Origin of the sequence: Meiothermus sp. (genome assembly GCF_025060375.1) — a bacterium.
Classification (GTDB): domain Bacteria; phylum Deinococcota; class Deinococci; order Deinococcales; family Thermaceae; genus Meiothermus.
In genome coordinates, this window is the sequence record NZ_JANXCG010000081.1 from 1 (window position 1) to 11,154 (window position 11,154).

At 68.2% G+C, this 11,154-nt stretch carries 13 protein-coding genes; 5 read left to right on the top strand and 8 right to left on the bottom strand.

Annotated elements, in window-relative coordinates; all coding sequences use genetic code 11:
- The 7 genes from pcaB to NZ849_RS09785 all read right to left on the bottom strand — a co-directional run.
- Positions 1–1,055, bottom strand: a 1,055-nt coding sequence (pcaB, locus tag NZ849_RS09755; RefSeq protein ID WP_295406661.1) for a 3-carboxy-cis,cis-muconate cycloisomerase, incomplete at its 3' end; no start/stop codon positions are given.
- A gap of 2 nt (positions 1,056–1,057) precedes the next feature.
- Complete coding sequence (pcaG, locus tag NZ849_RS09760; protein WP_295387152.1) at positions 1,058–1,609, bottom strand: protocatechuate 3,4-dioxygenase subunit alpha; 552 nt, start codon at positions 1,607–1,609, stop codon at positions 1,058–1,060.
- Positions 1,609–2,328, bottom strand: coding sequence for a protocatechuate 3,4-dioxygenase subunit beta (gene pcaH / locus NZ849_RS09765; protein ID WP_295387150.1), 720 nt, complete (start codon positions 2,326–2,328; stop codon positions 1,609–1,611). The genes pcaG and pcaH overlap by 1 nt, the downstream gene beginning before the upstream one ends.
- Positions 2,325–2,696, bottom strand: a complete 372-nt coding sequence (gene pcaC / locus NZ849_RS09770) for a 4-carboxymuconolactone decarboxylase (protein ID WP_295387147.1) — start codon at positions 2,694–2,696, stop codon at positions 2,325–2,327. The genes pcaH and pcaC overlap by 4 nt, the downstream gene beginning before the upstream one ends.
- A complete protein-coding gene (pcaD, locus tag NZ849_RS09775) occupies positions 2,686–3,474 on the bottom strand; it encodes a 3-oxoadipate enol-lactonase (protein ID WP_295406664.1) in 789 nt (262 codons plus the stop codon). Before pcaD ends, pcaC begins: the two co-directional genes overlap by 11 nt.
- A gap of 8 nt (positions 3,475–3,482) precedes the next feature.
- Positions 3,483–4,286: an IclR family transcriptional regulator gene (locus tag NZ849_RS09780; RefSeq protein WP_295387142.1), complete on the bottom strand. Its 804-nt coding sequence runs from the start codon at positions 4,284–4,286 to the stop codon at positions 3,483–3,485.
- A gap of 85 nt (positions 4,287–4,371) precedes the next feature.
- Complete coding sequence (locus tag NZ849_RS09785) at positions 4,372–5,037, bottom strand: GntR family transcriptional regulator (RefSeq protein ID WP_295387140.1); 666 nt, start codon at positions 5,035–5,037, stop codon at positions 4,372–4,374.
- Positions 5,038–5,181: 144 nt separating this feature from the next.
- Here NZ849_RS09785 and NZ849_RS09790 point away from each other — a divergent pair, with 144 nt between their 5' ends.
- Genes NZ849_RS09790 through NZ849_RS09810 form a run of 5 tightly spaced genes read left to right on the top strand, consistent with a single transcriptional unit; the run spans position 5,182 to position 10,844 of the window.
- Entirely contained in the window at positions 5,182–6,138 is a 957-nt protein-coding gene (locus NZ849_RS09790; RefSeq protein ID WP_295387137.1) for a tripartite tricarboxylate transporter substrate binding protein, read from the top strand.
- 9 nt (positions 6,139–6,147) lie between these two features.
- Positions 6,148–6,567, top strand: a complete 420-nt coding sequence (locus tag NZ849_RS09795) for a tripartite tricarboxylate transporter TctB family protein (protein ID WP_295406667.1) — start codon at positions 6,148–6,150, stop codon at positions 6,565–6,567.
- Positions 6,564–8,045, top strand: coding sequence for a tripartite tricarboxylate transporter permease (locus tag NZ849_RS09800; RefSeq protein ID WP_295406670.1), 1,482 nt, complete (start codon positions 6,564–6,566; stop codon positions 8,043–8,045). Before NZ849_RS09795 ends, NZ849_RS09800 begins: the two co-directional genes overlap by 4 nt.
- Positions 8,045–9,010 carry an alcohol dehydrogenase catalytic domain-containing protein gene (locus NZ849_RS09805; protein WP_295387130.1) on the top strand — a complete coding sequence of 322 codons (966 nt, stop codon included), beginning with the start codon at positions 8,045–8,047 and terminating at the stop codon, positions 9,008–9,010. The genes NZ849_RS09800 and NZ849_RS09805 overlap by 1 nt, the downstream gene beginning before the upstream one ends.
- A 4-nt stretch (positions 9,011–9,014) precedes the next feature.
- The gene (locus NZ849_RS09810; protein WP_295406673.1) at positions 9,015–10,844 is read left to right on the top strand and encodes a sugar phosphate isomerase/epimerase and 4-hydroxyphenylpyruvate domain-containing protein; all 1,830 of its coding nucleotides are present in this window, start codon (positions 9,015–9,017) and stop codon (positions 10,842–10,844) included.
- On the opposite strand, the gene NZ849_RS09815 is transcribed toward NZ849_RS09810, so the two are convergent.
- Positions 10,832–11,154, bottom strand: a 323-nt coding sequence (locus tag NZ849_RS09815) for an XdhC family protein (RefSeq protein ID WP_295406676.1), incomplete at its 5' end; no start/stop codon positions are given. The two genes, NZ849_RS09810 and NZ849_RS09815, sit on opposite strands and share 13 nt — an antisense overlap.

Sequence of the window (11,154 nt, forward strand, 5' to 3'; positions counted from 1 at the left end):
ACCACCAGCTCCTGGCTCAACTGCTGGGCCTGCTTCAGGGCGGCGGCGGCGTGGGCGAACATGGAGGGCAGGGTGAGCCACTCGAGCTGCCAGCCATGGGTAGCCCGCTCGTGTTCGGCAATCTGGGCCTGGTGCATGGCCACAAGCAGGGCTGCGTTAGCCCGCGCCGCGGCCACCACCACCTCGCTTCGCACCGGGTTGCTCTTTTGTGGCATGGTGGAGGAGCCGCCCCGCCCCTCCTGGGCGCTCTCCCGCACCTCGCCCACCTCGCTTTGGGCCAAGAGCAGGATGTCCTGGGCCATCTTGCCCAGGCTCCCGGTAAGCAGGGAGAGCCAGCCCGCCAGCTCAGCCAGGTTGTCGCGGGCGGTGTGCCAGGGGATGGGGGGCAAGCCCAGGCCCAGCCGCCGGGCCAAGGCCTCCTGCACCCGGGGGCCGTCCGGGCCTAAAGCCGCCAGGGTGCCCACCGCCCCCCCAAACTGCACCACCAGAAGCCGCCCTCTAAGCTCCTCCAGCCGCTCCAGGTGCCTCAGGAGCGGGGCCATCCAGCCCGCCACCTTGAAGCCGAAGGGAATGGGCAGGGCCTGCTGGGCGTGGGTTCGCCCGGCCATGGGGGTCTGGAGATGGCGCTGGGCCAGCCTTAGCAGGTGGCGGAGCACCCCGCGCAGGCGGCCTTCCAGAAGGGCCAGGGCCTCGCGCAGCCGCAGCACCAGGGCGGTATCCAGGATGTCCTGGGTGGTGGCCCCGTAGTGCAGGTAGCGCTCGTGGGGGGCCCCTACCGCCCGCCGCAGCGCCGAGACCAGCCCGGCCACCGGCACCCCGTCGCGCTCGGTGGCCAGGGCCAGGGCCTCCCAGTCGGGGGCGAAGCCCGCGATGGCCCGCTCAATCGCCTGGGCGGCCTCGAGGGGAATCAGGCCCAGCTCGGCCTGGGCATGGGCCAGGGCCCCTTCGACCTCGAGCATGGCCCCAAGCCCCCGCTCGTCGGAAAAGAGCGCGGAGACCTCCGGGTCGCCGAAGACCCGGCCAAAGAGCCGGCTTTCCTGGGGTAGGTAGGGCATGGCTAGAGGTCGAAGAAAATCGTCTCGCGCGGCCCCTGCAGCCGGATGTCCCAGCGGTAGACCACCCCGGCAGGGGTGAGCTGGCGCTCGGCCACCAGGGTCTGGCGGCGCTCTGGGTCCAGGCTGGCAAAGAGGGGGTCTTGGGTGTTGTCGTGGTCGGAGAAGTAGATGCGGCTCACCGCGTGGATGAGCATGCCCCGGGCGAAGACCCGCACCGCAATGCAGGGCACCGGGCTGGGGGGCACCGGGCCGGGCTTGACGGTGCGGAACCAGAAGCCCCCCGAGGCCGTACCCGAACGGCCAAAGCCGCGGAAGTGGGGGTCGGCCAGGGCGTAGTTGGGGTCGGCGGGGTGGCGGAAGCGGCCCTGGGCGTCGGCCTGCCAGATTTCCACCAAAGCGTCGTCCACCGGCTGGCCGTCCCCATCGAGCACCTGCCCGCGCAGGAGGATGTGCTCGCCCTGGGTCTTTTCATCCACCAAAACATTGCCCCCCTCGCGCACCAAGGCGAAGGCGAAGAAGGGGCCCACGGTCTGGCTGGGCGACTGGGGGCGCATCAGGGTTCCTCCTCGAAGTAGGTGCGGTCGTAGCCGGCCAGCACGATGTCGAAGCGGTAGCCCAGGGCCCACTCGGGGCGGGTGGTCTCGAGGTCAAAGCTTGCGATAAGGCGCTCGCGGGCCTTGATGTTCGGGATGCCCTGGTAGATGGGGTCGTACTTGAGCAGGGGGTCGCCGGGGAAGTACATCTGGGTCACCAGCCGCTCGCTGAAGTTGCGCCCGATGAGGGAGAAGTGGATGTGGGCGGGCCGCCAGGCGTTGTGGTGGTTGCGCCAGGGGTAGGCCCCCGGCTTGATGGTGATGAAGCGGTAGTAGCCCTGGTCGTCGGTCAGGGTGCGCCCGGCCCCCACGAAGTTGGGGTCCAGGGGAGCGTCGTGCTGGTCGTTCTTGTGGATGTAGCGCCCGGCGGCGTTGGCCTGCCAGATCTCGACCAGCACCCCCGGCACCCCCCTCCCGCTCTCGTCGAGCACCCGGCCCGTCACGATGATCCGCTCACCCAATGGCTCGCCGTTCTTGGCCGCGTTCTTGGTCAGGTCATGGTCCAAAGGGCCGATATCCCCCTCGCCGTAGACCGGGCCGGTGCGCTCCAACAGCGAGGCCGGCAGGGGTACGAGGGGGTGGTGCGGGGCCCGGCGCACGGTGGCCACGTAGGGGCTGTAGAGGTAGGGGGGCTGGATGCTCCAGTCCAGCACGCGGCTGGGGCTCTCGTGGTGGCTCATATCTCCTCCTTCAAGACCTCCTTGGCAATCGCAAAGGCCCGGTTGGCCGCCGGAAGGCCGGCGTAGACCGCGACCTGCATGAACACCTCGCGCACCTCCTCCGGGCTGACCCCGGTGCGAGCGGTGGCCCGCAAGTGCATCTCCAGCTCGTGTTCGTGGCCCAAAGCCGCCAGCAGGGCCAGGGTAAGGAGGTGGCGGGTCTTGCGCTCCAGCCCCTCCCGCCCCCAGACCTCGCCCCAGGCGTACTCGGTGATGAAGCGCTGGAAGTCGGCGTCGAAGGGGGTGGTGCGGGCCTGGGCCTGGGCCACGTACTCCGCCCCCAGCACCGCGCGGCGGTTTGCCAGCCCGCGTTCGTACCTATCGTCCACCGTAGACCTCCAGGAAGGCGCGAATCTCGCTCAGGGTGGCTTCGGGCTGCTCAATGCAGGGCAGGTGAGCGGCCCCCTCGAGGAGCCGCAGGGGGGCCCTGAGCTCCTGGGCCAGGGCCTCCGAGAGAGCCGGGGGGGTGGAGGGGTCCTGGGCCCCGCAGAGCACCAGGGCCGGGGCCCGCACCCCTTGCAAACACCCCCGCAGGTCGGCGTCGCGCAGGGCCGCGCAGGTGCCTATGTAGCCCTCCACCGGGGTGCGCGCGAGCATCTGGTAGTAGCCCTGGGCCTCGGCGGGCTTCTCCTGGAAGAAGGCCGGGGTGAACCAACGGGCAACGACCCCCTTGGCCACCTCGGCCAGCGAGGTCTCCTGGATGGCACGGATGCGCTCGTTCCAGCTCTCCACGCTCCCGATGCGGGCCCCGGTGTCCATCAGCACCAGGGCGCGGGTGCGCTCGGGGTAGGTGCGGGCGAAGTCCAGGGCGATCAGCCCCCCCACCGAGATGCCCACCAGGCTCACCGGCCCCAGCGCCAGGTGGTCGAGCAGGGCCTTCAAATCCTGGGTGTGGTCGGCCAGGCTGTAGGGCGGGGGCGGGGCCTCGGAGAGACCGTGGCCGCGCTTGTCGTAGCGCAGCACCTGGAAGTAGGGGGCGAGCCCCTCGGCCTGGGCGTCCCAGATGCGCAGGTCGCTGCCCAGCGAGTTGATGAAGACCACCGGGGGGCCAGCCCCCTCGAGCCGGTAGTGCAGAACCAGACCGTTCACCCTAGCAAAGCGCGTCATAGCCACCTCTAGACCCCCAAAAGCGGCACCAGCGAGTCCGCGGCCTGCCGCAGCACCGGCAGCACCCGCTCCATAAGCTCCTCCCGGCTCACCCGTCCGGCCTGCACCCCCACGTTCATGGCCGCCAGCACCCGTCCACGGGCATTGCGCACCGGCACCGCCACCGACCTGAGGCCGAGCTCGAGCTCCTGGTCCACCAGGGCGTAGCCCTGCTGCCGCACCCGCTCCAGCTCCTGGCGGAGCCGGGCCGGGTCGGTGAGGGTGTGGGGGGTCAGGGGACGCAGGGGGGTTTGGGCCAGGTAGGCCTCGAGCGCCTCCGGCTCCAGCGCCGCCAGCAAGACCCGCCCCATCGAGGTGCAGTAGGCCGGAAGGCGGCTGCCTACCCCCAGGCCCACCGAGATCACCCGCCGGGTGGCGGCCCGGGCGATGTAGACGATCTCCTCCCCGTCCAGGATGCTGGCCGAGCAGGACTCGTGCAGCCCGGCGCTCACCTCCTCCAGCACCGGCTGGAGCAAGCGGGGCAAGGGGGTGGAGGAAAGGTAGGCGTGGCCCAGGCTCAGGATTTTGGGGGTCAGCCAGAACTGCTTGCCGTCGGTGGCCACGTAGCCCAGGGCGTGCAGGGTGAGGAGCGAACGCCGGGCGGTGGCCCGGCTGAGGCCAGTGAGGCGGGCCACCTCGCTGATGGTGAGCCGCTCGTGGGCCTCATCGAAGCAGCGGATCACCGAGAGCCCCCGGGCCAGGGCCTCCACGAAAAAACCCTCTGGCTCGCTCCGGGCGGGCTCGGCCTCCAGGGTCGGGGCGTGGGCGCTCATGGTGGCTGGCAGTATAGCACAGCTCGTTCGCTTTGTGAACATTGTGCGCTATACGCACACAACCCCTCTCCCCCACTGGGTCCCTCTACCCCTCAGAGCCGATGAGGAGGGACTTAATCCGCAGGATGTGCTGGCTGATCAGGGCCACCGCCTCGGCCTGCCGGCCCTCGGCAATCAGGCGGCAGAGGGCCTGGTGCTCGGCAAAGCTCTGCTCCCGTCGGTCGGGGTATTTTTGGAAGATGCGCATGGCGATGCGGTAGAGCACCTCCTGCTGCCGCTCGAGGGCCTGCAGGATGGGCCGGTTGCCCAAGAGAGCGGCCAAGAAACGGTGAAAAGCCATATCCGCCCTCACCAAAGCCTGGCGGGTGCTCTTGGGGTCGTGCACCACCCGGGCCTGTTCGGCGAGCTGGGCCCGCAGGGCCTCCACCCGCTCGGGGCTGGGGGCCGTGGCCAGCCCCTTGACCACGAAGCTTTCCAGGGCCAGCCGAAAGTCTATGTAGTCTAGGATCTCCTCAAAGGTCAGGGCCAGCACCACGATGCCCTGCTGGGGAGAGACGCGCACGTAGCCCTCGTGCTCGAGCCGCGCGATCGCCAGGCGCACCGGGGTTTTGCTCATACCCAACCGCTCAGCCAAACCCCGCTCAGAGAGGAAGCTATTGGGCGGGACCTCCTCGTCCAGGATGAGCTGCTTGATGCGCCAGTAAGCTTGTTCGCGCAAGGGAAGGGTGTCCAGTTCAGGATGCAGGGTCATGAACGGGCCTCAGGAAGAGTCTAACTCAAACCTCACTGAGATGCCAGTTGCATTTTATTGACACCTCGGTTATAGTGGCCCCACTTCGGTTACAAACCACAACCCAAACCTGCGGTAAGCCGAAGGTCAAAAAGGGAGGAACCCATGAAGCGTTGGATGTTCGCGTTGGCTTTGGTGTTGGCTTTAGGTGGGCTGGGGCTGGCCCAGCGCTACCCGGTGCGCCCGGTGACCCTGATCGTCCCCTGGTCGGCAGGCGGCTCCACCGACCTCACCGCCCGGGCGTTGGCCCCTATCCTGGAAAAGCAGCTCGGCGCCCCTTTCCAGGTGGTCAACCGCACCGGCGGGGGTGGCGCGGTGGGCCACGGGGCCATCGCCCAGGGGCGCCCGGACGGCTACACCATCGGCATCATCACCCTGGAGGTCATCCTGCCCCCCTGGGTGGCCCAGACCAAGATTGACGCCGAGCAGTTCACCCCCATCTCACTTCTGGTGCTGAACCCGGTGGCCATCGTGGTCCGCAAGGATGCCCCCTGGCGCACGGTACAGGAACTCATCGCCGACATCAAGCAAAACCCCGGCAGGTACAAAGCCTCCGGCACCGCCAAGTGGGGCTCCTACGACTTCGCCCGGCTGGGCTTTCTCAAGAGCATTGGGGCCAGAGAAAACGCCCTGCCCTGGGTGCCCTCGCAAGGGGCCGCCGCTGCCCTCCAGGAGCTCATCGCCGGAGGGGTCAACGTGGCCTTTGTCTCCATCGGCGAGGCCAGCGCCCTGGTCAAGTCCGGCGAGGCCCGCTTCCTGGCCTTCATGACCGAAAGGCGCTTCCCCAGCTTCCCTGAGGTGCCCACGCTCAAGGAACTGGGCATCGACTGGACCTTTGCCTCCTTCCTGATGGCCGCCGCGCCCAAGTTCACCCTGCCCTCGGTGGTGGATGTGCTCGACAAGGCCTTTGCCAAAGCGGTGCAAGACCCTGAGTTCGTGCGCTTCATGAACAACGCCAACCTGGTCATCAACCACCTCGACCGCAAAGCCAGCCTAGCCTTCCTGCAGGAGCGCACCCGGGCCATGCAGCAGATCGTGCAGGAGCTCGAGCTCAGGTTCTAGGAGCCTGGCATGGGCACGATGCAGGTCTGGGAACGGACGGCGGCCCTCCTGGCGGTGGTCCTGGGGGTGCTGGCCCTCCTCCTGAGCCGGGGCCTGCCCCAGATGGAGGGGGGCTACCCTGGCCCGGCCCTCTTCCCGAGCATCCTGGGGACGGTACTCCTCCTCAGTGGGCTCGGGCTTTGGTGGCAGGGCCGCCGGGCCCCGGCCCGGCTTCAAGGGGGTGAGGGGCGGGTGCTGCTGGCCCTGCTGGGCCTGGCCCTGGCCCCCTGGCTCCTGGGCCGGCTCGGGCTCTCGCCCACCGCCGGGCTCTACGCGGCGGCGGGAGCGCTCTTGCTAGGGGTGCGCCCCAGGGGGGCCCTGCTCACCGGGGGAGGGGTGGCCTTGTTGGTCTACCTGATCTTCCAGCGTTTTCTGGGGGTGCAGGGATGAGCTTTCTGAGCCCAGAAGCCCTGCTGGCCCTCATCCTGGGCTCGCTGTACGGGGCCATCTTTGGGGCCATCCCCGGCCTCACCGCCACCCTGGCCATCAGCCTGGCCATCCCCATCCTGCTCTTCCTGGGACCCCAGGTGGCCCTGGCGGCCCTCATCGGCATCACCGCTACGGCCATCTTCGCTGGGGACATCGGCTCGGTGCTGGTGCGCATGCCCGGCACCCCGGCCTCGGCAGCCTACACCGAAGAGTTGCACGAGGTGGCCAAAAAGCGCTCCCCGGCCTTTGCCCTGGGGCTTTCGGCCCTGCCCTCGGCCATCGGCAGCCTGATTGGGCTGGGGTTCTTGGTGGTGGGCTCGCTGGGACTGGTGGCCCTGGCCCGGCAGTTTTCCTCCTTCGAGTACTTCTGGCTGGTGCTCTTAGGCATCCTGAGCGGCATCCTGGCAGTGCCCTCCGTCCTCAAAGGGGCCCTGGCCTTTGGCCTGGGGATGCTCCTGGCCACCATCGGCTACGACCCCGCCCTGGGCCACCCCCGCTTCACCTTTGGCCAGCCCAGCCTGCTGGGGGGCATCGACTTCATCGTGGCCCTGATCGCCTTCTTCGGGGTGAGCGAGGTGCTGCACCACCTGCTGCACAAAAACCGCCCGGCCCAGGCCCAGACCGAAGGGCTGAAGGGCCGGGGCATTTTCCGGGAGTATTTCCAGGAAGCTGGCAAATTCTGCTGGAAGGAGCGCGGCTCGCTGGTGCGCTCCTCGGTGCTGGGCACCTTTGTGGGCTTTCTGCCAGGGGCCGGTTCGGACATCGCGGCCTGGATTTCCAGCAACCTGCGTCGCATGCAAGGGGGGCGTCCGGAGCAGGTGGCCCTGGACGGAACCACCGCCAACAATGCCGCGGTGGCCGGAGCCTGGATTCCGGCCATGGCCCTGGGGCTGCCTGGCGATACCCTCACGGCCATCCTGCTGGGGATGTTCCTGGCCCTGGGCATCACCCCAGGCCCCGAGCTTTTCAACAAGCACGGGGCTTTGGTGGTGCAGATCTACCTGGCCTTCTTCCTGGCGAGCGTCATCCTCATGCCGCTGGGCGGCTACCTGAGCGCCCTTATAGTGAACGCTCTGCTGAAAATCCCCATGCGGGTGCTGATGGGGGCAGTGCTGGGGCTGTGCGTGGTGGGAGCCTATGCCGTCAACAACAACCCCTTCGACCTCTACCTGCTGGCGGTGCTGGGAGCTTTGGGCTTCGTGCTGCGCCAAGGCGGCTTCCCCTTGGGCCTGGTGGTGCTGGGAATGGTGCTGGGGCCGCTGCTCGAGCAGCACTTCATGGTGAGCATGATCAAGACCCACTGGAACCTCCTAAGCTTCTTTGAGCGACCCTTGGCTCTGCTCTTGGCCTTTTTGAACGTGGTTATGGTGGTGGCGGTGCTGGGCTTCCGGCGGGGCTGGTGGGCGTCGCTGCGCCTGCCAGCGGAGGAGCGTGCCTGATGCGGGCAGTGGTTTTGGAGGACTTTGGCCGCTTGAGCTTGCAGGAGCTGCCCTCCCCGGCCGAGGGGGAGGTGCTCCTGAAGGTGGCGGCCTGCGGCGTCTGCGGAAGCGACCTCAGCGTCTACAAGGGCACCCCCGCAATGCGGGCCCGCTGGCGCCCGCCACTGGTTCTGGGGCACGAAATCGCTGCCGTCGTGCAGGAAGGCCCACCGGACTGGGTAGGCCAAGCGGTGGCGGTGAACCCTCTGGTAGCCTGCGGGCGCTGCAATTCCTGCCGGCGAGGGCTCTCCAACCTCTGCTCCGAGCGCACCAATGTGGGCTTTCACCACCCCGGGGGCTTCGCCCAGCAAATCCGGCTCCCCCTGGCCCAGCTCTACCCCCTGCCCGAGGGGCTTCCCATCTGGAAAGGAGCCCTGTGCGAACCGCTGGCGGTAGCCTTGCGAGCAGTGGAGCTGGCCGGGGCCACGCTGGGGCGGCGGGTCCTGGTGCTGGGCGGGGGAGCTATCGGCACCCTAGCGGCCTGGCTTCTGCAACGGGGCGGGGCGCGGGTCTGGGTGGCCGAGCACAACCCCCTGCGGCGGGCCTGGCTGGAGGGCCTGGGTTTCGTACAGGGGGTGCTGGAAGCCCCAGAGGGCAGTTTCGAGGTGGTGCTGGACTGCGTCGGTGGGGCGCAGACTGTAGAAGCCGCGGTCAACGCGGTGGAGCCGGGTGGGTTGGTGGTGCTGGTGGGCCTCGAGGCCACCGCAGCTTCCCTTCCCTTGCAGCGCCTGGTCTTGCAGGAAATAGGCCTCAAGGGGGCCTATGTCTTCACCCACGACGACTTCTCGCGGGCTGTAGGGCTGGTGGCCCAGCTTCCCGACGAGCTGGCAGTGGTGCGCCCATTTGGCGTCTACCAAGAGACCTTCCAGGAGCTATTGGAGGGACGGCTTCCCCAAGCCAAGGCCGTGCTGGTCTGGGAGGGATGAATCCATGAACGGCTACCGCACCTCCATCGCCACCGTCTCGCTAAGCGGCGACCTGCGGAGCAAGCTTCGGGCTATTGCCCAGGCCGGCTTCGAGGGGGTGGAGCTTTTTGAGCAGGACCTGCTCACCTTCGACGGCCCGCCCCAAACGGTGGGGACCTTCATCCGCGAGCTGGGCCTGAAGCTGGTGGCCCTGCAGCCCTTCCGCGACTTTGAAGGCCTGCCGGAGCCCGAGCGCAGCCGGGCCCTCGAGCGGGCCGAGCGCAAGTTTGACCTGATGGAGGCCCTGGGCACCGAGTTGCTGCTGGTCTGCTCCAATGTGTCGCCCAAGAGCCTGCCCGGCCTCGAGCGGGCCGCTGAGGACCTCCACGAGCTGGGCGAGCGGGCCCGGCGGCGGGGAATGCGCGTGGGCTTCGAGGCCTTGGCCTGGGGTCGGCACATCCACGACTACCGCGACGCCTGGGAGGTGGTGCGCCGGGCCGACCACCCTGCGGTGGGCGTTGTTCTGGACAGCTTCCACATCCTGGCCCAGGGGCTTCCCCTTTCGGGGATTCCCCGGATCCCCCCGGAGAAGATCTTCCTGGTGCAGGTGGCCGACGCACCCCGGCTCGAGATGGGCCTACTGCCCTGGAGCCGCCACTTCCGCAACTTGCCGGGCCAGGGCCAGCTCCCTCTGCAAGACTTCATGCAGGCCCTAGCCGACGCCCGCTACCAGGGGTTTCTCTCGCTTGAGATCTTCAACGATCTGTTCCGCTCGGCCCCACCCCTCGAAGTAGCCCAAGACGCCCACCGCTCGCTGATCTACCTGCAGGGGCTGGCCCAGCCTCAAAGCCAGCCCCCCCCGCCCAGGTGCCTAGGGGTGGGCTTTGTGGAGTTCGCTGCAGGCGATGGAGAGGCTGCTCTGTTGGAAGACCTTCTGGAGCGGCTGGGCTTCGTCTGCACCCACCGGCACCCTACCCGGCAGGTGCGCCTGTGGCAGCAGGGGGAGATTCGCTTCGTGGTGAACGCCGAGCCCGAGGGCTTTGCTCACAGTTACCATCTGGTGCACGGCCCTGCGGTGTGCGCGCTGGGCTTTGAGGTAGCCAACCTGCCCCAGGCCCTTGCGCGGGCCCAGGCCTATCGCGCGCCCATCCTGGAGGGCCCCGAATGGCCGCTTCCGGCCTTACGGGGCCTCGAGGGCAGCCTCCTGTACCTGCTCGAGCCAGACACCCCCTGGTGGGAGAGCTTGGAACCGGTGGCCCCACCCCCAGCCCAGCCCCGCCTGCACCGCATTGACCACATTGCCCAGGTCATGCCCCCGGCCAAGCTCCTCTCCTGGCGGCTTTTCTACCGCAGCGTGATGGGGCTGGAGGCCAGCGACCTGACCGAAATTCCCGACCCTAAGGGCCTCATTGAGAGCCAGGTGGTGCAGAATCCCGAGGGCACCCTGCGCCTGGTGCTCAACGCCTCCCAGCACACCGAGACCCTGGCCTCGCGCTTCCTCAGCGCCTACTACGGCGGGGGGGTGCAGCACATCGCCCTGGAAACCCCGGACATCTTCACTGCCCTGAGGGCCCTTGAGGAAGCTGGGGTGGAGCTGCTCTCCGTACCCGAGACCTACTACCTCGACCTCGAGGCCCGCTACGGCCTGGCCCCGGACTTCGTGCAGGCCCTAAAGCAGCACCGGATTCTCTACGAGCAAAGCGAGGGGGGCGAGTTCTTCCAGGCCTACACCCAGACCTTCGCCGACCTCTTCTTCTTCGAAATCGTGGAGCGGCGCAACTACCAAGGCTTCGGGGCCTCCAATGCCTCGGTGCGCATTGCCGCCCAGATGCGGCGGATTGCTCAAAGCGCGTAGGCCGGCTCGTGGATGCCCGCCCTCTTCTCGCTCAGAAAACCTCCCTTGAAGCCCCTTTGCAAGGCCACAATCTCGGCCAGCGCGGCTAGGGCAATCTCCTCCGGGCTCTCTGCACCTATGTCCACCCCAATCGGGTTGCGCAGGCGGGCCAGTTGTTCCGGGCTGGGTTCAAACCCTTCGGACTTGAGGGCCTCCAGCATCTTCTCCAGCCGGCTCCTGGGCCCCAACACCCCCACGTAGCGGGCCGGGGACTCCAAAGCAAAGCGCAGGGCCTTGCGGTCAATCTCCAGGTGGTGGTTCATCACGATAA

Coding starts and splice junctions, on each gene's coding strand:
- pcaG (WP_295387152.1), bottom strand. CDS start 1,609: ATGCGCCCCCAGTCGCCCAGCCAGACCGTGGGCCCCTTCTTCGCCTTC.
- pcaH (WP_295387150.1), bottom strand. CDS start 2,328: ATGAGCCACCACGAGAGCCCCAGCCGCGTGCTGGACTGGAGCATCCAG.
- pcaD (WP_295406664.1), bottom strand. CDS start 3,474: ATGACGCGCTTTGCTAGGGTGAACGGTCTGGTTCTGCACTACCGGCTC.
- NZ849_RS09780 (WP_295387142.1), bottom strand. CDS start 4,286: ATGAGCGCCCACGCCCCGACCCTGGAGGCCGAGCCCGCCCGGAGCGAG.
- NZ849_RS09785 (WP_295387140.1), bottom strand. CDS start 5,037: ATGACCCTGCATCCTGAACTGGACACCCTTCCCTTGCGCGAACAAGCT.
- NZ849_RS09790 (WP_295387137.1), top strand. CDS start 5,182: ATGAAGCGTTGGATGTTCGCGTTGGCTTTGGTGTTGGCTTTAGGTGGG.
- NZ849_RS09795 (WP_295406667.1), top strand. CDS start 6,148: ATGGGCACGATGCAGGTCTGGGAACGGACGGCGGCCCTCCTGGCGGTG.
- NZ849_RS09800 (WP_295406670.1), top strand. CDS start 6,564: ATGAGCTTTCTGAGCCCAGAAGCCCTGCTGGCCCTCATCCTGGGCTCG.
- NZ849_RS09805 (WP_295387130.1), top strand. CDS start 8,045: ATGCGGGCAGTGGTTTTGGAGGACTTTGGCCGCTTGAGCTTGCAGGAG.
- NZ849_RS09810 (WP_295406673.1), top strand. CDS start 9,015: ATGAACGGCTACCGCACCTCCATCGCCACCGTCTCGCTAAGCGGCGAC.